The sequence below is a fragment of the Amycolatopsis minnesotensis genome (genome assembly GCF_039529815.1).
Lineage (GTDB): Bacteria > Actinomycetota > Actinomycetes > Mycobacteriales > Pseudonocardiaceae > Amycolatopsis > Amycolatopsis minnesotensis.
Map to the genome: position 1 here is coordinate 115,331 of NZ_BAAANN010000013.1, position 18,949 is coordinate 134,279.

An 18,949-nucleotide genomic window follows, 5' to 3' on the forward strand; every position below is an offset into this window, starting at 1 on the left:
CGATCAGGACGCGCAGGTGCCGCAGGCTGATCTTTCCGCGCCAAAACTCTGCGACCGGGTTGCGGGGCGCGTAGGTTGCGCAGAGGGCGGCCTCTATCGCTTCCGGCGCTTGCCTGAGGAGGTCGAGCGCCGTGTAGGGCGGCCCTCTTCGGTCTCCTGCCTCATCTTCTGCATGTGCTGGTTGATCGCGAGAATGACATACCCGGCGCGGCCCCCGGCGTCGACGAACGCCGAGTACTGGTCTTCGCCAAGGTAGTGCTCGGCCACCTCGACATCGGTCTCCAAGTCGAGCAGGCCGTCCTTCCAGCCGTCCTCCGCGGTGATCGGGTCCTTACAAGTCCACTGCTTGGCCTTGAACGTGAAGCTGAAGGTATCGGCCGAGCCGGTGGCTTCCTCGCGCTGCGCGAGGATCGCGTCAATGTCGATTGTGGACACGAGGTGATGTTCTCCGTTTCGGTGAGTGTCGGGTGAGCGAGAAGAGAAGGGAGCCGACGTGGACCGCTCACCACATGTCCACATCGGCCCCCGCTTAGGTGCGGGTCACTGGGCCGGAGGCACTGTCGGCAGCTCCCAGCCTTCCTTGTAGACCCGCAACGCCGAGAAGCCATCGCTTCCCGGGTAGGCGGTGATCGTGACTTCGTACCCGATCAGCGTGTCCGACTTGTACGTGACCTCGCCGCGCTCGGACACCTCGGCCATGGGCAGGAAAATCCGGCGATGGTAAGTGCCGTCGACGACATCAATACCGAAGGCGCGAAGGTCCCGCGCTGGCTTGCCTTCCTCCACAAAGGACACCACCGCGTCCTTCCCGGTACCGGTCTGCTTCATGCCGTCCAGACCAACCCGGTAGAACAGGGAGATCGTGTCGAACTTCGACTCCCACAACGTCGCCTGATAGGTCTGCGTGGACTTGGTGATCTCCGACCGGATCGGGGTCGCGGACTGCCAGGGCGTGAATTCTTCCTTGTCCTCGTCGCGGCCCTCGACGATCCCGTCGTCGGAGATGTAGCCAAGGTCTTTCATGGCCGCGTTCCAGGCGTCCATAGTGGTCGCGCTCGGCGCAGTCGTGCCCAGCGGGCCGACGTAGAGCGCCCCGGTCACGCCCAGGCGCGCCAGGGCAGAGTTCATTGCCACGGGGGTATCTCCCTTGAACGTGCGGAGCCCCGGGTGAGCGACCGGGGTGCGGAAACGGCGGGCTATCCGGCCCTGATGGTGAGTTCGACGGTCAGCCCGGCGCGGCGGACTGAGGGGTTGTAATCGGGTCGCCAAGCCGGACCGGCTGGCTCGCCGACGTCGACGACAGCGCCCCACTGGTTTCCCTGCCCGGCCAGCTCGTGCAGGTGTCCGGACACTGTGGATGCCAGGTCGGTCGCGATGGCGCGGGTGGCGGCGTAGGTGTCGATGTCGATGCGCGGGTGCCACAGCAGCGGGCCGTGCGCGTTCCACGGCCGGTCAGTCTTCGGCCCTGGTAGGCCGGTCACCTGTACGACCGGAAGGGACTGCTCGAACTTCGCGGGTAACTCGGCCACCACGCGGATTCCGCCGAGGCGCCCGGCGAGCCATACCACGACCAGCGCCTCAGCGTCGGTCACTTCTCGGGGACCTTGGCCTTGCGCGGCTCGGTCTTCGGGTCCTCGGCGTAGCGGGCGCGTCCTTCCTGGACCCGCACGGCCGCCTCGTCGTCGTCGATCTCGACGGTCTTACCGACCTGGTTGTGGTCGCGGCTGAACGCGACGATCACCTTGGCCACTGTGTCTCCTTCTACTTACTGCCGACCGCGCGGCCGAGCGCGCGGTGCCGGGGTACGTCTTCGGTCCCGTACTCGCCGAACGGGTCGTTGTGCACGACCCGGGCGTAGGCACGACCTTTCGGGCGGGTTCCTTCCTCGATCGTGACCGTGGCGGCCGACCCGGCCGAGGACAGGTTCGCGCGGGTGCGGGTGGCGATCTGGTTCGCGACGAACCGCAGTCGCTTCCGGACAGAGGAAAGCTGCACGATGCGCCGCCATTCCCGGTCCGATAGCTGGACAGGCTTCATCAGCCGCTCACCTTCTGAATGTCGACTTCGCAGTGGTGGACCTCTCCGGGCCGGATCGGGTGTGGCCAGCGCGCTATTTCGCCGATGACCTCGCAGGTCCGGCCCGCCCACTCGATCCGGTCTACCGGCTCGATGTCGAGGTCCATTCCAGCCGGGGAGTAAATCCGCCACCCCGTGGTCACCATGTCCCGCTCGTCGGCCGTGGCTTCGGCCGACGAGCGGGGCTGAACGCACACCCCGGCGAACACCGTGCGCGCTCCGGCCGCGTAATCCAGCACGTCCGAGCCGTACCGGTCCTGGGTGACCAGCGGCCGGACGCGGGTGATGGTGTCGCCGAAGATCACGGCAGGTCCCCGCGGTTGATCCGGTACCGATCGACCGCGCGAGTCCACGCCCGGGGCATCCCGGCGGCGGGAGCCGAAAAGGACAACGACTCCCCGCCCACCGTCATCGACGCGATACCGGGCTGCACGGTCAGCAGGAACCGCGCCTCGGTCAGCACCGCCTCGGCCACATCCTCGGGTACCGGGTCGTACCCGTGGCTGTAGACCACGCGCACCGCGTCCAGCTCGTCCGGCCAGCACTTTGCGCGCCGGAGCTGTCCCTGCCGTGACCACGTGACATCGGTGACCGGCTTGCCGCGCACCTCAACCACGCGCACGGCCACCACGGGCGCGGCCGGGAGCGTGAGCACCGTCCCGCCGTGCCCGTCCAGCCGGACTTCCTCATCAGCCACGAGCGACACCGGATGCCGCACCTCACCCCGGAACCGCGCCGACGCCGAGGTCAACGCATCCAGCACGGCCGGGTCATCCGTCTCTCGCCCTGTCCAGCGCGCCAAGACCGCCGGGTCAGCCAGCAGTGGAAGGGACACGAGCCTCCCCCGCCTCGCTAGGGTCCATCTATGACTTCTGCGCCATGGTGGTTCGTAGCAGTGACCGCAGTCGTTGCCGGAGCTTTCACGCTTGCGGCTTCCTGGCTGGCCGGAAAACTAAGCCTGAAGCGTCTGCGCCTAGAACTGGAACATTCCAGAGCGTTGGAGCGAGATAAAGAGACGCACTCAAGGAGTCTAGAACGGGACAAGGAGCTGTACAACCGACGCGTTGATTTCTACCTGGATCTGGTTCCCCTCATCGACCAGATCATGGAAGAGCTACCCCCGACTGAAAAGGGAGTTAAGCAGGATTATCGCGATTGTGCGCTACTCGATCAAGACAAGACCGACGTGATCAAGAACCACGTGAAGCCCCTCCAAAAGCTGTTCCGGCAAACCCATGTCATCAGCGGCAAGAACGTTCGTGCGCTACTGGGCCAATTCCTTTGCGAGCTTCAACGAGTCATCGATGGTGACCAAGGAATTCTGACTGAGGTCGCGTGGGCCGCCAACCACCTCATCTGGGAACTTCGCTTGGAAACCGGCGTGACCACCCGCGACGACGACGAGGAGTTCGAGCTACGCAGTATCTATTATCCCAACCACTGGCGCGCGTATGATCCTGCCCGGCTGTCCCCTTCGCAGCGCGGTGGGCAAGATACTTGACCGCCGTTCCACGTGTCGGCGCCGACCTACGAATTGGACTTGTTGCGTGTCGTTCGGGCCTTAGTGGGCGGCTCGGTCGACACCTGCCAGTCACGCTCGGACTCGACTGGCACACCGTTGAGACGCGCGGCGTCGGTTTTAGACAGGTTCATGATGGTGTTGTGGCCGTTCACGGTCACGTGGTATTCCCGTAACTCCGCCATTGCAGGCGCCTCCTCGATTCGCTCGTCTACGCCGATGGTGGAAGTGGTTGCCCCGCAGGAGAAGTCGATGCTTCCGCAGACGGGGCAGCCACGAGTCCACATCAGACGAGGGTGACCTTGCAGAACGCGGACGGCTGGATCACGCCGAACGCGGCGCGCAGCTCGGCGAGGATCGCGACCAGGTTTCGGATGAAGAAGTCCGCGTGGCTGTCGGTCACGGTCAGGCTGGCCTGCTGCCGGTCCCAGAGGATGGCCTTGCGGAAGTCGCCGACCCACGCCGTTCCGGCGGTGGCGGCTTCGGACTCGATGACCGGCAGGCCCCACAGCGGTTGCGTGCCGTTCGCCCCGGCCGGGCCGCCGAAGTAGAACCGGCCCTGTATGTCGGAGATCTCGTCCATGCTCTCCAGGTCGTTGGGGTGGATCACGACCGCGTTGGCGACGCTGCGCCCCACCGTGCGCACCTTGGTCTTCGCGCGGCGCACGGCCAGGAGCTTCCCGAAGCCTGCGGGTTTCCCGGCAGGGTCGGGGACGGCGGCCTGGGTCTGGGTACCGGACACTGTGGCCAACCCCTCGAAGTTCTCGCCGGTACCGTCCCCGGCGATCATCTGGTCTTCGAGTTCTTCTTCAAGGCCGACCTCGAGGAAGTTATCGATGAGGGTGCGGACCTGCGCGGCGTCGGACAGCGCCCGCTTCGTTACGGGCATCCAGTGCGCGATCGTGCGCACGGGCGTGGAAACCCGCACGGTGGAGAACCCGGACTCGGGCTTGACGCCCGCCTGCGCGGGAGTGACCGCGGGGTCCCCCGAGCCGACGGCCGCCGAGGTGACGGCTTCCGGGACCGGGGCGGCCGCGTTGTGCCATCCGGTGATGCGGGCGTACTCGATCTGGTCCGAGGTGGTGGTGCCGCCGGTGACGAGCTGGCGCAGGGTCAGCGGCCGGAAGAACCGGTCCGGTCCAACCAGGACGCCCCGGTAGTCCTCCGTGCGGAACGCCCCGCCCGAGGTCGGCGAGAGCCCGGTGACCAGATCCTTGTACCCGAGCGGACGGGACTGGACGCGCATGTCCTTGGCGAACTGCCCGTTCGGGGCGGAGAGCAGCAGGTCCTTGTACTGCTCGGAGGTGATGAAGGTTTCACCGATGCTCGTGCGGGTGCTGGCCTTGTACCCGTCGCGGTCGGCTTGCTCCCGCCGGCCTTTCGCCTCGGCCTCGGCGTCGACCAGGCCAACGGCGTCGCCGAGGTCCGCAATGGCCGCTCGCACCGAGCTGTCCGCTTTGGCCGCGTCGAGGGCCTTCTTCGTTTCCTGTGCCCTGGTCATGGCCTCGGTGACCGCGGACCGCTCCTCGTCGGTGAAGTCGCGGTTCTCCTCGTCTGCCTTCGCGGCGATGGTCTTGGCGTCGTTCAGGTGCTTCTTCAGCTCGTCGGCGAGCCGGGCGATTTTCTCGCTCAAGGTGTGTCCTCAGTTCGTGCGCGTGCGCAGACGAAGTGAGGCGGTTCCCGTGCCGGGCGAGCTGCCGCCGTAGAGGCGGGGGTGCACGCGGGGCCGGGCTTGGCCTCGGTACGTCGGGCTGTTCGGATGGGTTTAGGCGGTGAGCGGCTGCGACTCGGCTTCCAGCAGAGCCAGCGTCGCCCGCAGCAGGGCGGAGCTGGCCGCTTTGGACGGTGACTCGCCGGTCGGCGGGGCGGGCGGGTCGCCCGCGGGGCCGACGGACTTGTCCTCGTCGCCGCTGTCCAGGCTGGACAGCACGGTCTCGATGGCTTCGGTGCCCTCGGCGATCTTGCCCAGGGCATCGCGCAACGCGGTCTCGTTCTTCGCCGAGAGCGTCCGCCCGGCCTTCGCCGACGGCGCGGCCGGTTCGGTGCGTGGCGGCGGGTCGGCGTCGGCCGGGGTCTTCACGGTCAGCAGCTCGGTGTCCTGGTTCGCCCCGATCAGGGTGGGGCCAACCTCGTACAGCTTGAGCTTGCGCAGCTCGTAGTACCCCTCCCCCTCGCCGTCGCCGTCCTTTTCCTCGATCCAGCCGCCTTCCTGCACGTCGTAGGCGAAGCTGAATTGCCGGACCCGGCGGCCTTTGAGCAGGCGGTAGACCTTGCCCGCTTTGGGCTCGTCGAGGTCGATGCGGGCGCGGACCCACAATCCCTCTTCCCGTTCCTCGGCGTCCTCGACGTAGCCGATATGGTATTCGGGGTCGTGGGACATGTGCGACCACAGCACGGGAATCGGGTTACCGGAGGACTTCCACTCGTCCAGGGTGTCGGCGAACGCGCCGGGGAGGATCTTGTCGCCCACGGAATCCACGTTGTACGCGGCCACAATGGCCTCGAAGACTCCGTCTTCGGTGCCGTCCTGCTCCCCGGCCGCCTTGATCCGGACCGGGCACGTCTTCCTCTTCATCCTGCGACACCCTCCAGGAGTCTCATGGCGGTGGCGAGCACGGTCTTCGGTTCCGGGGCGCTGTCGGTCGGTGAGGCTTGCCCGCCGGTCAGGACGTTGAGCGGGGTGACCAGCTCGTCGCCGCCGTCGAGCTGCGGCAGGTTCACGCGGGCTCGGGCTTCGTTGCGGGTCATCCACGGTGCGCCGGTCGCGGTCTGGAGCTGCGCGGCCTGTTCCTCGAAGGACCCGCGCAGTTTCTCGGCCAGGTTGAATTCGAGGTAGACGTCCTGGGAGTCCTCGAAGTCGCCGAGCAACTGAAGGTGCAGTTCCTCGGTCATCATGGTCAGCCACGGGCCGAGCGTGTCCTGATACAGGTTCTTGTGTTGCTCTTGGATGTTGGAAAACGTTGCGTGGTCGAGGATTCCAACCATGGGCAGCGGAATGTGGTAGGCGGCGGCGACTTCTTCCCGGGTGAGTCTGCGCGCTTCGATGTACTGCGCGGCTTCCGGTGTCACCGAGGCGGGCACGAAGTCCATGCCGTCTTCCAGGATCGGTGTTCCGCCCGCCTTCGCGCCGGTGCCGGTGTACTGCGCCTGCCAGGAACGGCGAAACCGGTCGCGTGCGGCCTCGCCCCACTCCGGCGCGTCCAGCGGGCGTTTAAGGTAGCCCATGAGCCGGGCGCCGTTGCGCCACAGTTGTTCGCGGTACTGCCCGGCCTGGTATTCCTCGGACAGGGTGCGGCGCAGCGTCTCCATCGGCGAGCAGCCCCACCGCCCGTCTTCGGGGTTGTATCCCCGGAAATGGATGACCTGTTCGGCGGGAAGGTCGCGGTATCCGGTGGTTCCCCGGTACCGGTAGGTCTCCACCGTGAACTGGTTCGCCGAGATCGGGGTGACGTAGCGCGGGTCGAGCCGCACCAGGCCGAGCGTGTCCACTTTGGCCAGGATCGCGTTGTCGTAGATCGCCAGGTCCGACACCAGGGCTTCGATGAGCCGGTACCGGGTCGTGAAAGGGTTGGGCTTGGACAGCAGATCCCCGACCGGGTGGTCGGTGATCCGTACGCGGTCCACATCGGACATGCGCCGGTACACGTGAATGCCGAGCTGCGCGATATTGCGCGCCAGGAACGACACCACGGTGCGGACCTGGGGCTGTGTCCGCCAGATCGTGGCGTAGTCCTGCGCGAGCCCGTCGGCGAGCATGATGGACCCGCCGACCGGGATGGTCGCGGTCTGGTATTGGTGAACGGATTCCAGGACCCCTTGGGAGAACACGAAAGGCACTAGCCCGCCCCCACGATCTGGACCCAGTTGATCCGGTCGCGCTCGATCACGACATCGCCGTCCATGCCCACGGCTTCGCGGCCTGGCTGGACCAGCTCGGCCGAGCGCACCACCACCAGGCGGCGGTGGCGGCGCCACAGGATTCCGGTGATGGCCTGGTCGTCGACCAGGCACACCACGACCCGGCGGCGGGCGGCGATCGTGCGTGCCCGGTATTCCTCGGCCACGTGCCAGACCACCGCGACGACGAGCGCGACCAGAGCAGCAGTGATGATGGCCAGCTCCACCCCGGCCTCCTCACACGATTTCGAGGTCGCCGTCGTCGTAGGCCGAGCGGCGGGGCGGAGTGTGGTGGACCGCGCGGTCAAGCGCCATGATCAGCGCCACCACACCATCGATCTTGTCCCCGGAGTTGCGTTTGGACGGCTTGACGTTCCCGGCCGCGTCCATCTCGACCGCGAAGTTATCGACCTGCCAGCGGATCGCGGCGTTCCCGCCGTGCCGCAGACGCGGTTGCTCCGCGGTGCCCTCCAGCGCCAACCGCTGAAGCTCCTTGGTCGGCGAGGACATGGAGCCGAAGCCCTGGCGCATCTTGACCAGCGGGGCGCCGTCGCCGAGCAGGTCCGAGACGAGCTGGCTGGAGTTCCACGGGTCGTAGGCGATCTCGCGGACCGCGAACTTCTCCCGGTCGGTGTTGATCTGGCTGTGTATGTAGTCGTAGTCGGCGACATCCCCGGGGGTCACGTGCAGCAGGCCACGCTCGACCCACACCGAAGCCTGCCCGGCGGTGCGCTTGTCGATGGCGTCGAGCGCGCCTTCCGGGCACCACAGCCGCCACAGCAGGTCGTGCCCTCCCTGCCCGTCCGGGAACACCCACGCCAGCGCGCACAAGTCGCTTGTGGACGCGAGGTCGAGCCCGCCGTAGGCGGTACGTCCGGCGAGGCTCCGTTCGTCCACGATGGACGCGTTACGGTCCCACGCCTCCAGGTCGAGGTACCGGGTCTGCTGCCGGGTACGAATCCCGAGGTGCAGGCGCAGGAACTTCGCCAGGTCCGCCGGAGAGTTGCGTGCTTCCTTGGCCGCGTTCTCCAGGTACGCCTTCGACGGCGACACCCCATAGCCCGGGTTCGCGCGCTTCCAGGTGGCTTCGGCGAACGGGTCATCCTCGCGGTCGGCGGCCCACACCACCCCGTACATCGACGTGTCGCGCAGCGCCCCGCGCGCGAGCTGCTCGACGTAGTGGCGCCGCCGCGCGTAGATCGTCGCCGCCCGGCCGTCGTCGGCCGTGGTGATGGTGAACACCAGCGGCTGCGACCGGGACCCGGTACCGGTCTCGACGGCTTCCACGAGGTCTGGGGTCTTGTGGATGTGCAGTTCGTCGATGATCGCGCCCGCGACGTTCGCGCCGTGGAGCACGTCGGCCAATTTGGACACGACAGCAAAGTAGGAACCGCTGGGCTGGTGAATGATCCGGTGCTGCAACGCTTTCACGTACGGCGAGAGCGCCGGGGACTTCTCGGCGAGCTGCTTGACCGGATCGAAGCAATACCGCGCCTGGTCCCTACCGGACGCGACGGCGTAGACCTGGGCGCCCTGCTCGCGGTCCGCGCACGTGAGGTAGGTGGCGAACCCACCCGCGAGCGTGGTCTTGCCGTTCTTCCTCGGCACATCAACGTAAACGCGGCGGGTGACGCGCACCCAATCGCCGTCCTCGTTGCGGTACACCCACCCGAAGACCGGCGCCAGGATATAAGCGATCTGCCACGGGTCCGGCGCGAGCGGCTTACCCGCCCACTTCCCTTGCGTGTGCCGCAGCCGAGCGAACACATCGAGCACACGGTCCACACGGGCCGGATCGAACCGTGCTCCCCGCCGGGTGCCGCCTTCGGGCGTCTTGATCGCGGGCGGGCAGTCAGGCAGCGGGATGCCGCGCGAGTGCAGATACCACCCGACCTCGGGCGAGATGTTCAAGCGGTCGAGCGTGGCGCGGCTCGGCGGCCGTTTAGCCGGTGCCCGCGAACGGGTTGGCTTCGTCCCCACGGCCAGCCCCGTCCTTCTGCTCAATCCGGGTCCGCGCCGACGGGGTAAGGCCGAACTCCTGGGCGAACGCGCGGATCACGTGCGCGCTGTCGCGCTGGATTACCAGGGCCGGGTTCCTCACATAGCCGCCATGCAGTCCTTTTTGGATCACTCCCGTTTTGGCGACGACCGCCGAGGCGCGGCGGTGCGCGACCACGGCTTCGCAGTAGCACATCAGCGTGTCCCGGTCGCAGGCGTGCGCGATGCCCATCGCGTCCAGCTCGGACACCGTGTAGTCCCAGATCTCCCGCACGGCATCGGACACATCGTCCGGACACTCCGGCCGCCCGCCTCGCGGGATCGGCTCGTAGTGGTTGTACCGCTCGGTGTGCCGGTCACCTTCGATGATCCGTAACGCGGTGGGCTTCGGCGGCAGGCCGCGTCGTCCCATGTCAGCCTCCCTGGTGCACGGCAAGCACGTGCGCGCGCAACTCGGGCTCGGTGGCGAAGCGACCGGTCACCGACGTCGTGAGCATGGTCGCGCCGGGCTTGCGGACCCCGCGCTGGGTCATGCACCCATGCTCGGCGCGCACCAGGCACGCCGAGCCCTCGGTCTTGAGGTAGGTGTCCAGGGCATCGGTGACCTGGTGGGTCAGCTGCTCCTGAACCTGGAGACGGTGCGCGTAAATGTCGAGCAGGCGCGGCAGTTTGGACAGCCCGACCACCGGCGCCCCGGCGACCGGCAGGTAGGCGATGGTCGCGGTCCCGGTGAAGGGCATGAGGTGGTGTGCGCAGCAGCTCGTGAACGGAACCCCGGTCACGGCGATCATGCCGTCCGAGCGCTCGACCGGGAACGTGCGCTCCAGGACGACGGCCGGGTCCTGGTCGTACCCGGCGGTCAGCTCGGCCCACGCTCGCCCCACCCGCTCGGGGGTGTCAGCCAAGTTGGGGTCGTCGGGGTCGAGCCCGCGGTGCGTGAGCCAGGATCGAATCCCGGCGGCGAGGTCGGTGGTCATCGGCGCCTTTCGTTTCCCCAGGCCAGCACGTGCAGCCGGGTGCCGAGGTTGAAGCCCCGCTTGATCACGTGGTCGGCGATGAGTCGGGTGTGGATCAGGACGGTCTTGGATGTGGTGCCCTCGGGCGAGATCCACACCGGCCCCGTCAGGTCGTAGCGGTCGACCAGCTCGGCGACTTCGTCCACATCGGCTGGTGTGGCGCACACGAACTTCCAGCTCGCCCGCGCGGAGTCGGAGAACCGTTCCAGCACCTCGGGCCGGATTCGGCGGTGCTCGGGGTCGCCGGAGTGCGTGAGCTTCGGGGACACGTTGTACCGCAGCGCGAAGGGCTGGTAGTGCAGCGTCGCCCCGGCGGGCGCGATCGTGCCGTTGGTCTCGATCTCGATCTCCGCGGACCGCGCGAGCTTGCGCAGCAGCTCCGTCCACGCGGGCTGGTGCTGGTGCAGCAACGGCTCGCCACCGGAGATCACCACGAGCCCCGGATCGCCGACGAGCGCGCGGTCCACAATGTCCTGAACCGGCATACGGGCCAGCTCGGTGCGCAGGTCGAAGCGGGAGCCGTCCCAGGTGTAGGGGGTGTCGCACCACGAGCAGGACAGGTTGCACGCGCCGAGGCGGATGAAGCTCGCGCGTCTGCCGGCGGAAGGCCCCTCGCCCTGGATCGTGGGACCGAAGACTTCGCTGGTGACGAGCGTGTCCGATGTGGCTGGAGCCGACGTGCTGGTCACGCGCACCACCCGGCCCTGTTCACGTGCGTCTCGCGGACCTCGACCCGGGTCACCCGGGCGCCGTAGGCGTGATCCACAGTGGCCAGCAGCTCGTCGCCGACCTCGGCGAGGTGGGCGGCGACGTTCTCCACGGTCGGCCAGACCGGCAGTTCGTAGACCTTGCAGTCCTGGCCGCGCAGCAACGGGACGAGCGGGTCGTCCGCGCCGAGCAGGACGCCGTGGTCGAAGTTGTCGTCGATCCAGCCGCGCAGCATCTTCTTGAACGGGCCGAACTCCACGACCATCCCGGCCGCGTCCGCTGCCAGCGCGGTCACGGTCACCTCGGCCCACCAGGAATGCCCGTGCAACGAGACGCACTTGCCCGGCAGGTGCGGCAACCGGTGCGCGGTCTCGAAGTTGTGGCTGATGGTGACGGTGCTGGCCATTCAGGACACCTCCGTCAAGGTCGCGCCGGACTCGGCGTCTTCGGACACCTCGACCCGCACGGGTGTGAGCTGGTGGTCCTCGCGCAGGTGAGTCCAGAGCTGCCGGGCCAGGTCTTCACAGCTCGCAGAACCGCACTCGCGGGCGACCGGCCCCCACCACGTCCGGATCAGGTCTTGCAGGTCGTGGAACTCGACGTCCCGGTCGTCGTGGGCGACGGCCACGTGCACGGTGATGTGGAACAGGTGCCGGTGCCGATCGGCCAGATAGGACCGTGCCCCGGTCGCGCCTGGCCAGCGGTGGAACCCGGGGGCGGTCACGGTGGTCCACACGGTCACGGTCATGACGGCGCCAACTCCCCTTCGCGGTCGTGGCGCGGCGGGTGCGGCACGTCGCCGAACTGCGCGTGGACTGCTTGCAACGCACCCCACGTCATTCCCGTGTGCTCCAAGATGTCGGCGTAGGTCTGGCACGCCTCGTCGCGGTGCGCCCCGACCCCGTACAGGAAGCGGTGGCCGAGTTCGCCGAGCCGCCGCAGCGCGGCGGATTCGGTACGTACCGCGGGGTAGCGCAGCGAGTTCAGCCACGACGAGGAGTCACAGGAATCCGGTGGACACGGAAGGCACCACTCGCAGGCGGACAGGCCGAGAACGTGGACCCACAGGTGCGGGTACTGGCGGCGCCGTTCCCACATGGTGTGCAGCAGCCGCACCCTCGTCGGGTGGTTGGCCTGCACGACGTTGCCGAAACACAGCCGGTCGTAGGTCCCGGCCAGCTCGTCGAAGTAGTCCCACCCGTCGTTGAGCGGGTGGTACACCGGTATCGGGTTCAGCCCGAGGTCGTGAAGCCGTTGCCGGGTGCGGATCTTGTTGTCGCGCCCGCCCTGGTCGAGTTCGATGTAGCCCCACAACCGGTCTTCGTACTTTGTGGCCAGTTCGACGTACCGGTCGAAGAGCCGGTCGAACCCGGTGATTTCGTCCGGGGGCAGCGACAGCGCCTCGTCCATCGTGCAGCCGGTCGCCCGCTTGTGCTCGTTGGTCAGGTTGAAGATCCCGCTGTCCAGCAGGATCACGTGCCCCTGGTCGAGCAGCTTGACCATCCGGAGTTCCTGGCTGCGGTGGTACAGATCGTTCACCGCGAGCAGCAGGTGACGCGGGTAGGCCGAGGATTCCCCGGCCGCGAAGTAGATCGGGGTGTCGGCCCGGTCGAACATTCCGCCGGCAGTAGCGATCACGCCGCCCTCCCCGAAGCATCCGAAGTGGACAGAATGGGTTCCTGGCCGGTGATGCGCGCCCACTTCGTCAGCAGCCACCCGGCCAGGTACGGCAACGGCTGCACCATCACCACGCGGTGCTGCTCTGCCTTCTGCGCGAACGGGGCCAGCATCGTCGGATACGGCCAGAACAGGTCACCCTCGCCGAGCAGCGGTGTCCACAAAGGCCAGCCTGAGTGGACATCGGCCACCACGAGGGCGTGGCGGCCCAGCGTCCACACCTGTCCCGTGGTGGTCTCGTAGTCCGGCTCCCCCACCGTCACCCCGGCCAGCCGCAACGCTTCGCCCTTGTCCGGCGGGTCCCCCTCCCCCGGCTCGCCGTCTTCCTCGCCCGCGGTCAGCGCGTCCTCCAGCGCCGCCAGGTCGTCAGCCTCGTACCCGGTCAGGTCCAGCATCTGCGCCTCGCCGAGGTCGTGCAGGACTTCGGCGAGCAGCCGGTCATCCCATCCGCCCTTGACGGTCAACTGATTCGACGCGATCAAGTACGCCTCGGCGTCATCGTCCGAACGCGACGCCCACCCCCGGATGACCGGCATGAGCCACCGGCCGTCCTCGTCGACCCGCACACCTTCGGGCGCGTCGCGTCCTTCCTCGGCCCAGGCGCACAGTTGTTCGTACCGGCCGTGCCCGGCCACCAGGCGCCCGGTCCGTTCGTCCACGAGCGGCAGTTCCGCGAGTCCAAAGTGGCCGATCGACCGGCCGATGCCCGCGGTGTCGTGCCCCTTCGGGTTCCGGGGCGCGGCCTCCATGTCCTCGATGGGCATGTACTCCACATACCGGTCGGACATCAGCAACGCCCCCCGGTTGCGAACTCGCTGTGGATCATCGGACTCCAGTCTGGGAACGCTCGGACGGCTGAGCCCTTGTGCGGCCGATCCGTCGATAGTTGGTGTCAACGGGGAGCAAACAGCCCCCGCTTAGTGCAGGAGGAACGAACATGACGTCCACGGTTGTCAGCCTGGCCCGGGTTTCGGTGTCCCTGTTCCGCACGGAACTCCCGAAGGCCGGTGGGTGCGGCTGCGCGTGCTGTAGCGGTGGCTTCTGCGGCGGCTGCGGCCACGCCGGGTGCGGCGGGCGCTAACCGGTAGGTAGCCGCACAGGAACCCCCACGGGAAACCGTGGGGGTTTTCTGTGTGCATCCGAGCCGTGATCGGTTGGACTCCGACCCGTGAGCACCTGAACGGCTCACCCGAAGTCGCTTGTCTTCATCGCACGGACCAGTCGAGTGTTGTTGTCAACGGAGGGCAAACAGCCCCACCACAACACACCACAGGAGGAACCCCATGGCCACCAACACCACCACCCGCAAGACCACCGCCGCCAAGCCCGCCGCCCCGAAGGCCCCCGCCCCCAAGGCGGACGAGGCCAAGGCGGCCGACGCCCCGGCGCCCGCGACCCCGGCGGCTGACACCCCGGCCCCTGCCGTGGAAACCAAGGAGACCAAGGCCAAGCCCGGCAAGGGTGACCTGTTTACCCAGCTCGCCCTGAACGCCAAGCAGGCCAAGACCATGCCCGCCCCCACCCGGGGCAAGAACAAGCCGAACCCGTTGGCTGACCTGGTGAAGCGCAGTTACGACGAGGGCCAGCCGTTCGAACTGACCGGTGTGGCGCCCGAGGACGCCGACGCGGTGAAGGCCGCCGTGCGCCGGGCCGCAGCCCGCAACGACCTCGGCGTCAACCTCACCCAGCAGGCGCAGGACGACGGCACGGTGACGGTCTTCTTGCAGGGCAAGGACAAGGACATCCGCGACAACTGATGACCTGGTGGCCCTGCGGGGTCACCAGGGGCCGGGCCGGGGGTGCGCGCTCACCCAACCACGACTGAGCCGCCCCCGGTCCGGTTCCTTCCACACCAGTTCAGACCGAAAGGATTAAGGCCGTGCAGCACATACCGGTGTCGGACGAGACACGCACGGACGTCAGATTGCTCGCTCGCGCTTGGGACGTGTCCGAAGAGGACGTTATCCGATACCTGGTCACGATCTTCCGAGACGGCGACGTGCCACCACCAGAGCCAGCGGAACCGTAGCCGGGGACCCGGTGCCCGCGCGCATCGTCGAGTGAGCTGGGGAACGGCGGTCCCACTATCCACGAAGACCCCACGGACTCTCCGTGGGGTTTTTCCCTTTGCGTGCAACAACATCTCACTGTCGGTGGCGTGGTCCACGGAACATGATTGGAACCGGAGATCGCTGGTCCCGGTCGCGCCTGAGCGTCGAAGCTTAAGGCACACAAGGAAAAGCGATCCGGACAGGAGATCACAACCATGAGCACCAACACCAACAACAACACCCCGGCCGGAACCTGGGAGCCGGAGGTCCCCAACGAGGACGGGTTCGAGGTGTGGTCCTTCTCCACCACCTACGACACCGGCGCCGAGAACTACTACGCCGAGATTGAGGCCACCAAAGACGGCTGGTTCACCTGGACCGTCGGCGAAGCCTTCCCCGGCGGTCGCCTGCTGGCCGAGCACGACGCCCCCACCTTCGAAGAGGCGCAGCAGCAGGCCGCGCTCCGGTTCGCGAAGGAGGTGAACCGGTGACGCGCCAGCCACCCGAGGGCAAGCGGGAGCTGGCCGAGATGATTGCACTGCGCGCCCGCGTGAACTGCCGGACCGGCCGCACCCTGCCGAACGGGCGCAAGCAGCCCGTCCCGGTCACCCGGCTGCGCCTCGAAGAGACCGCCACCGAGTTCGCCAACTCGCCCCGCTACCGCGACACCGAGCTGCCCGCACTGCGCACCGTCATCGCCGCGTGCAAGCGGCAGGCCGCCGTCTTCCCCGGGTGGGACATCCTGGCCTTGGAGCAGTCGCCCCTAGCTCCGGATGGCGCCTGCCGCCACCGCCGGGAACCGGAACCGCAGCGATGCCGGTGCGGCTACGCGGCGTGCTGCGACCGCGACATGGACGAGCACACCACGGCACTCACGAACGTCAACGACGGTCGACAGCACGCACGGCTAAGGCGGCTCTGGAAAGGTACGGTCGTGGACCCCGCCGAGAAACTGACACAAGAAATAAGCCTCACCATGCCCATCGCCCAGGTCAGCAAGATCGTCCAGCGCCTCGAACACGCGAAGCGAACCGGCGACCTTCGCGGCCTCGCCGAGTTCGCGGACGAACTGCGCGAAGCTGCCAGCGCCCTCGACGAGTTGGACGAGCTGGTGTTCGGCAAGCGGGACGACACCGCCCCCACGCCGGAGTAACCACCACCCGGAAGCCCCCGCACTTGCGGGGGCTTCCTTGCGTTCCACGCCACCGGTCTCGAACTCGTGCAGCGGCCGCAGCCGCCGAGGCTTCTTTTCCATGGACGAACAGACGCTCGTCCTCCGGCACCGCGGGCGCAGGTCACCCTCGCGGGTGAGACCGCTACGGAAGCCGCTGCGCCTCGATCTTCGCCCGGCACTGCGAACACAAGATCCCACCTGGTCCGGGCGGATTTTCCCCGCACTTCCTGCACACCTTCGCGTCGTCCACGTCGACACCTAACGTCCATGATCGGCGACTGCCGGGTCAATGTCGGTGTCAGTCGTCCCACACGATTCGGGTGGCGCCGCCGTGACCGTGTACGGCCTCGGCGAACTCGACGCTCGGCCAGAACACATTGGACCGGTGCTCCCCGGACCAGTGCACGTTCGCACTGCCGTCCGGCCACAAGCAGCCGTCAGCCACCCGGCCGGTTCCGGACACCCCGGTCACGTCGTCGTCACGCTGGAGGTGGAAGCGGCGAACGCGAGGTTCGGTCGGCACAGCGTCCTCCTGGGGTTGTCGGCACCGAGTTTGTGAAATCCGGGTTTCCACGCGCGGCACCACCGGCGCGGTCTGGGAGCCGCGAGGTCCTAGCGATTTCGACCCCCTCCCACGGCCGGGAGCGCGCGAGAGCACCGCGGGCGAAGCGCTCGAATGGCTCCTGATCTTGGGTGCAATCGCGCGGAGATCCTTTACAGGACCGGTTAAGCGGTCACTGACCCGGACAAGTCACCGAAGGAGTCTCGAATGTTCGCCAAGTTCTTCATCCACGTCGCCACCCTGATCACCGTTCTGCGCACTCGCGTGGAGGTCGAGCACGTGGTCATGGCCGTCGCGTACGGCGTCAGCGCGTCGACGGGGCACGCGGAGCTGCTGGTCGCGATCGCTTACGGCGTGGTGACCACGGTGCATGTGCGTGCGACCGGGCAGGACCTGCGTCACACTGCCTGACCTCTCGGCTTCGAGGTCGCTGAAGCCCCTGACCTGCTGGTCAGGGGCTTCCTTGTTGTGACGCCAGCGGCTAGTTGGCGGCTCGATCTCACCTGCCAGTTTGTGGAAGGTGCGTGCGATGGATAGCCATGAACTACCTGTGATACTTGGAGCGGTTCGGCGGTACTTGACAGTCCGGAAGGATGGTCCGCCACGTGATAGTTCGTCATCTAGAGTCGTCGCGTCCTTTGCCTCAGACAGCTCCGGCCTCGTCTAGTGAGCTGAGGATGACTGGCACGGGAACCAGCCGCACCCACACCTGCACGCTGTCGCTTGGTACCGCATCTGGCATCTCAGCCGTCCATCCGAGTGGCCATGATGAATGCTTGAAATCTGGTTTGACAGGGGCTACTCGAACACGTGCCTTATCAGCACAAGCCGCCGTATCGAAGGTCGCCTCGCCGAACAAGGTATCGCTGGTGAAGGTCGCTTTCTCGAACCGGGCGTCGCTGGTGAAGGTCGCCCCGTCGAACCGGGCGTTCCCGGTGAAGGTCGCCTCGAAGAACCCGGCGTTCCCGGTGAAGGTCGCCCCGTCGAACCAGGCGACGCCGGTGAAGGTCGCCCCGTCGAACCAGACGTCCCCGGTGAAGGTCGCCCCGTCGAACCCGGCGACGCCGGTGAAGGTCGCCTCGAAGAACCAGGCATTCCCGGTGAAGGTCGCCCAGTTGAACCCGGCGTCCCCGGTGAAGGTCGCCCAGTCGAACCCGGCGACGCCGGTGAAGGTCGCCCAGTCGAACCAGGCGTCCCCGGTGAAGGTCGCCTTGTTGAACCGGGCGTCGCTGGTGAAGGTCGCCCCGTCGAACCGGGCGTCCCCGGTAAAGGTCGCCCCGTCGAACCAGGCGACTCCGGTGAAGGTCGTGTTGACAAAACTGGCCTTGTTGATTCGGGAGCCCATGAGGTCGAGATCGATGAGGGTGGCGCTGGTGAGGTCGAGGTTGATGTTTTTCCAGAAGGTTTTCGCGGGATGTTTCGGGTCGATGCCCGGTTTGAGGTGCGTGGCGAGAATGCGCTGGGCGGTGAGGCGGACCTCTCGCTCCTGCCGGGCGTCATCGTCGAGTTCGGCCACGGTCGGTGACTTGGGTCGTTCCTCGCTTGCGGCGCACTTTCGAGAGGCGCCTCTGCTGGGCGCCAGGGGGCGGTGGATCCCTGGACGGTTCCGTGGCCGGGGGGTGCCAGGTAGCTGGAATGGGGTGCGCAGGTAGGCGCACAGCACGTCGACCACGGCTTGACGGTGGTCGGGATTGTCCTGGGCGACGCGTTCAAGCGCGTATAGCCCGCCGTGGCGGACCGCGACTTTGTCGGAGCCGAGCTGATCGACAGCCTTGACGTACAGTTCGGTGAGACGGCGTTCGGTGGCGTCGTGCTCAGTGGACCATTGCCGACGCCCGGCGAGTACTAGCGCGACCACACCACCGGTGCCGGCACCGACCGAGAGACCGACCTTGATTACTTCGATCTTGTCCTTTGCATTGCCGCCAGGCTCGACGTACCGCAGCAGTGTGATTACGGCCGCGGTCGCGATGAACGCGACCGGGACGACGATGACGACGATCGCCCACCACCACGTTCCTCCACGGTCCCGCAACCGCCGGGCCAGCGCGGTCTTTAACGCGTTCATTCTCTTCGACTTCACGCCTCGTAGTCGCCAGAACCGTGCCGACCGCTACATCGTTAGATCCGGCCAAGGGCGGTCCGGTGGGCGGAGATGAAGACCACGGAGATCGATTGGCTGGAGTACCAGTGTCCGAGGTGCTTGGCCGAGGGCATGGCCGATCCGTACCTGCGACTGCGGAAGCGTACCCGGATCTGGCCCCGGTACGC

Annotated in this window: 27 protein-coding genes; 5 read left to right on the plus strand and 22 right to left on the minus strand. The window is 67.3% G+C overall.

What is annotated here, in order from left to right:
* Nucleotides 1-93 precede the first annotated feature (93 nt).
* The 7 genes from ABD256_RS18030 to ABD256_RS18060 form a co-directional block, all read right to left on the minus strand.
* The gene (locus ABD256_RS18030) at nt 94-435 is read right to left on the minus strand and encodes a hypothetical protein (protein ID WP_344419542.1); all 342 of its coding nucleotides are present in this window, start codon (nt 433-435) and stop codon (nt 94-96) included.
* Between the two features lie 105 nt (nt 436-540).
* Nucleotides 541-1,128 carry a phage tail tube protein gene (locus ABD256_RS18035; RefSeq protein ID WP_486303468.1) on the minus strand — a complete coding sequence of 196 codons (588 nt, stop codon included), beginning with the start codon at nt 1,126-1,128 and terminating at the stop codon, nt 541-543.
* Nucleotides 1,129-1,196: 68 nt separating this feature from the next.
* Nucleotides 1,197-1,592, minus strand: a complete 396-nt coding sequence (locus ABD256_RS18040; protein WP_344419548.1) for a hypothetical protein — start codon at nt 1,590-1,592, stop codon at nt 1,197-1,199.
* Nucleotides 1,589-1,750 carry a hypothetical protein gene (locus ABD256_RS18045; RefSeq protein ID WP_344419551.1) on the minus strand — a complete coding sequence of 54 codons (162 nt, stop codon included), beginning with the start codon at nt 1,748-1,750 and terminating at the stop codon, nt 1,589-1,591. Before ABD256_RS18045 ends, ABD256_RS18040 begins: the two co-directional genes overlap by 4 nt.
* A gap of 11 nt (nt 1,751-1,761) precedes the next feature.
* On the minus strand, nt 1,762-2,037 hold the full coding sequence (locus ABD256_RS18050) for a hypothetical protein (protein WP_344419554.1): 276 nt from the start codon (nt 2,035-2,037) through the stop codon (nt 1,762-1,764).
* Nucleotides 2,037-2,381, minus strand: a complete 345-nt coding sequence (locus ABD256_RS18055; RefSeq protein WP_344419556.1) for a head-tail adaptor protein — start codon at nt 2,379-2,381, stop codon at nt 2,037-2,039. Before ABD256_RS18055 ends, ABD256_RS18050 begins: the two co-directional genes overlap by 1 nt.
* On the minus strand, nt 2,378-2,911 hold the full coding sequence (locus tag ABD256_RS18060; protein ID WP_344419559.1) for a hypothetical protein: 534 nt from the start codon (nt 2,909-2,911) through the stop codon (nt 2,378-2,380). The genes ABD256_RS18055 and ABD256_RS18060 overlap by 4 nt, the downstream gene beginning before the upstream one ends.
* Before the next feature lie 60 nt (nt 2,912-2,971).
* On the opposite strand from ABD256_RS18060, the gene ABD256_RS18065 reads away from it, so the two are divergent.
* Nucleotides 2,972-3,577 (plus strand): hypothetical protein, encoded by a 606-nt coding sequence (locus ABD256_RS18065; RefSeq protein ID WP_344419562.1) that lies wholly within the window; start codon nt 2,972-2,974, stop codon nt 3,575-3,577.
* Nucleotides 3,578-3,603: 26 nt separating this feature from the next.
* Here ABD256_RS18065 and ABD256_RS18070 read toward each other — a convergent pair whose 3' ends face one another.
* The 13 genes from ABD256_RS18070 to ABD256_RS18130 all read right to left on the minus strand — a co-directional run bounded on the left by ABD256_RS18070 (nt 3,604) and on the right by ABD256_RS18130 (nt 13,679).
* Nucleotides 3,604-3,882, minus strand: a complete 279-nt coding sequence (locus tag ABD256_RS18070) for a hypothetical protein (RefSeq protein WP_344419565.1) — start codon at nt 3,880-3,882, stop codon at nt 3,604-3,606.
* The gene (locus ABD256_RS18075) at nt 3,882-5,228 is read right to left on the minus strand and encodes a phage major capsid protein (protein ID WP_344419568.1); all 1,347 of its coding nucleotides are present in this window, start codon (nt 5,226-5,228) and stop codon (nt 3,882-3,884) included. Before ABD256_RS18075 ends, ABD256_RS18070 begins: the two co-directional genes overlap by 1 nt.
* Before the next feature lie 132 nt (nt 5,229-5,360).
* The gene (locus ABD256_RS18080) at nt 5,361-6,170 is read right to left on the minus strand and encodes an HK97 family phage prohead protease (protein ID WP_344419570.1); all 810 of its coding nucleotides are present in this window, start codon (nt 6,168-6,170) and stop codon (nt 5,361-5,363) included.
* Nucleotides 6,167-7,423 (minus strand): phage portal protein, encoded by a 1,257-nt coding sequence (locus ABD256_RS18085; protein ID WP_344419573.1) that lies wholly within the window; start codon nt 7,421-7,423, stop codon nt 6,167-6,169. Before ABD256_RS18085 ends, ABD256_RS18080 begins: the two co-directional genes overlap by 4 nt.
* A gap of 8 nt (nt 7,424-7,431) precedes the next feature.
* Complete coding sequence (locus ABD256_RS18090) at nt 7,432-7,719, minus strand: hypothetical protein (RefSeq protein ID WP_344419576.1); 288 nt, start codon at nt 7,717-7,719, stop codon at nt 7,432-7,434.
* A gap of 10 nt (nt 7,720-7,729) precedes the next feature.
* Nucleotides 7,730-9,403 carry a terminase large subunit gene (locus ABD256_RS18095; RefSeq protein WP_344419579.1) on the minus strand — a complete coding sequence of 558 codons (1,674 nt, stop codon included), beginning with the start codon at nt 9,401-9,403 and terminating at the stop codon, nt 7,730-7,732.
* Nucleotides 9,404-9,434: 31 nt separating this feature from the next.
* Nucleotides 9,435-9,902 (minus strand): phage terminase small subunit P27 family, encoded by a 468-nt coding sequence (locus tag ABD256_RS18100; protein WP_344419583.1) that lies wholly within the window; start codon nt 9,900-9,902, stop codon nt 9,435-9,437.
* A 1-nt stretch (nt 9,903) separates the two neighbouring features.
* The gene (gene folE / locus ABD256_RS18105) at nt 9,904-10,467 is read right to left on the minus strand and encodes a GTP cyclohydrolase I (RefSeq protein WP_344419586.1); all 564 of its coding nucleotides are present in this window, start codon (nt 10,465-10,467) and stop codon (nt 9,904-9,906) included.
* Nucleotides 10,464-11,195, minus strand: a complete 732-nt coding sequence (locus ABD256_RS18110; protein WP_344419588.1) for a 7-carboxy-7-deazaguanine synthase QueE — start codon at nt 11,193-11,195, stop codon at nt 10,464-10,466. Before ABD256_RS18110 ends, folE begins: the two co-directional genes overlap by 4 nt.
* Nucleotides 11,192-11,620, minus strand: a complete 429-nt coding sequence (locus ABD256_RS18115) for a 6-pyruvoyl trahydropterin synthase family protein (protein ID WP_344419590.1) — start codon at nt 11,618-11,620, stop codon at nt 11,192-11,194. The genes ABD256_RS18110 and ABD256_RS18115 overlap by 4 nt, the downstream gene beginning before the upstream one ends.
* A complete protein-coding gene (locus ABD256_RS18120) occupies nt 11,621-11,962 on the minus strand; it encodes a hypothetical protein (RefSeq protein WP_344419592.1) in 342 nt (113 codons plus the stop codon).
* Nucleotides 11,959-12,852, minus strand: a complete 894-nt coding sequence (locus tag ABD256_RS18125; protein WP_344419594.1) for a hypothetical protein — start codon at nt 12,850-12,852, stop codon at nt 11,959-11,961. The genes ABD256_RS18120 and ABD256_RS18125 overlap by 4 nt, the downstream gene beginning before the upstream one ends.
* Nucleotides 12,849-13,679 carry a ParB N-terminal domain-containing protein gene (locus ABD256_RS18130; protein ID WP_344419596.1) on the minus strand — a complete coding sequence of 277 codons (831 nt, stop codon included), beginning with the start codon at nt 13,677-13,679 and terminating at the stop codon, nt 12,849-12,851. The genes ABD256_RS18125 and ABD256_RS18130 overlap by 4 nt, the downstream gene beginning before the upstream one ends.
* 495 nt (nt 13,680-14,174) lie before the next feature.
* Between ABD256_RS18130 and ABD256_RS18135 the strand changes: the two genes are divergently transcribed.
* The 3 genes from ABD256_RS18135 (at nt 14,175) to ABD256_RS18145 (ending at nt 16,095) form a co-directional block, all read left to right on the plus strand.
* Entirely contained in the window at nt 14,175-14,648 is a 474-nt protein-coding gene (locus tag ABD256_RS18135; protein ID WP_344419598.1) for a hypothetical protein, read from the plus strand.
* A gap of 509 nt (nt 14,649-15,157) precedes the next feature.
* Nucleotides 15,158-15,433: a hypothetical protein gene (locus ABD256_RS18140; protein WP_344419601.1), complete on the plus strand. Its 276-nt coding sequence runs from the start codon at nt 15,158-15,160 to the stop codon at nt 15,431-15,433.
* Nucleotides 15,430-16,095 (plus strand): hypothetical protein, encoded by a 666-nt coding sequence (locus tag ABD256_RS18145; RefSeq protein WP_344419604.1) that lies wholly within the window; start codon nt 15,430-15,432, stop codon nt 16,093-16,095. Before ABD256_RS18140 ends, ABD256_RS18145 begins: the two co-directional genes overlap by 4 nt.
* 319 nt (nt 16,096-16,414) lie before the next feature.
* Here ABD256_RS18145 and ABD256_RS18150 read toward each other — a convergent pair whose 3' ends face one another.
* Nucleotides 16,415-16,639: a hypothetical protein gene (locus tag ABD256_RS18150; RefSeq protein ID WP_344419607.1), complete on the minus strand. Its 225-nt coding sequence runs from the start codon at nt 16,637-16,639 to the stop codon at nt 16,415-16,417.
* Nucleotides 16,640-16,885: 246 nt separating this feature from the next.
* Here ABD256_RS18150 and ABD256_RS18155 point away from each other — a divergent pair, with 246 nt between their 5' ends.
* On the plus strand, nt 16,886-17,089 hold the full coding sequence (locus ABD256_RS18155; RefSeq protein ID WP_344419610.1) for a hypothetical protein: 204 nt from the start codon (nt 16,886-16,888) through the stop codon (nt 17,087-17,089).
* A gap of 232 nt (nt 17,090-17,321) precedes the next feature.
* Here the strand turns inward: ABD256_RS18155 and ABD256_RS18160 are convergent, their stop codons facing one another.
* Nucleotides 17,322-18,761, minus strand: a complete 1,440-nt coding sequence (locus ABD256_RS18160; RefSeq protein WP_344419613.1) for a pentapeptide repeat-containing protein — start codon at nt 18,759-18,761, stop codon at nt 17,322-17,324.
* Nucleotides 18,762-18,949: the final 188 nt, after the last annotated feature.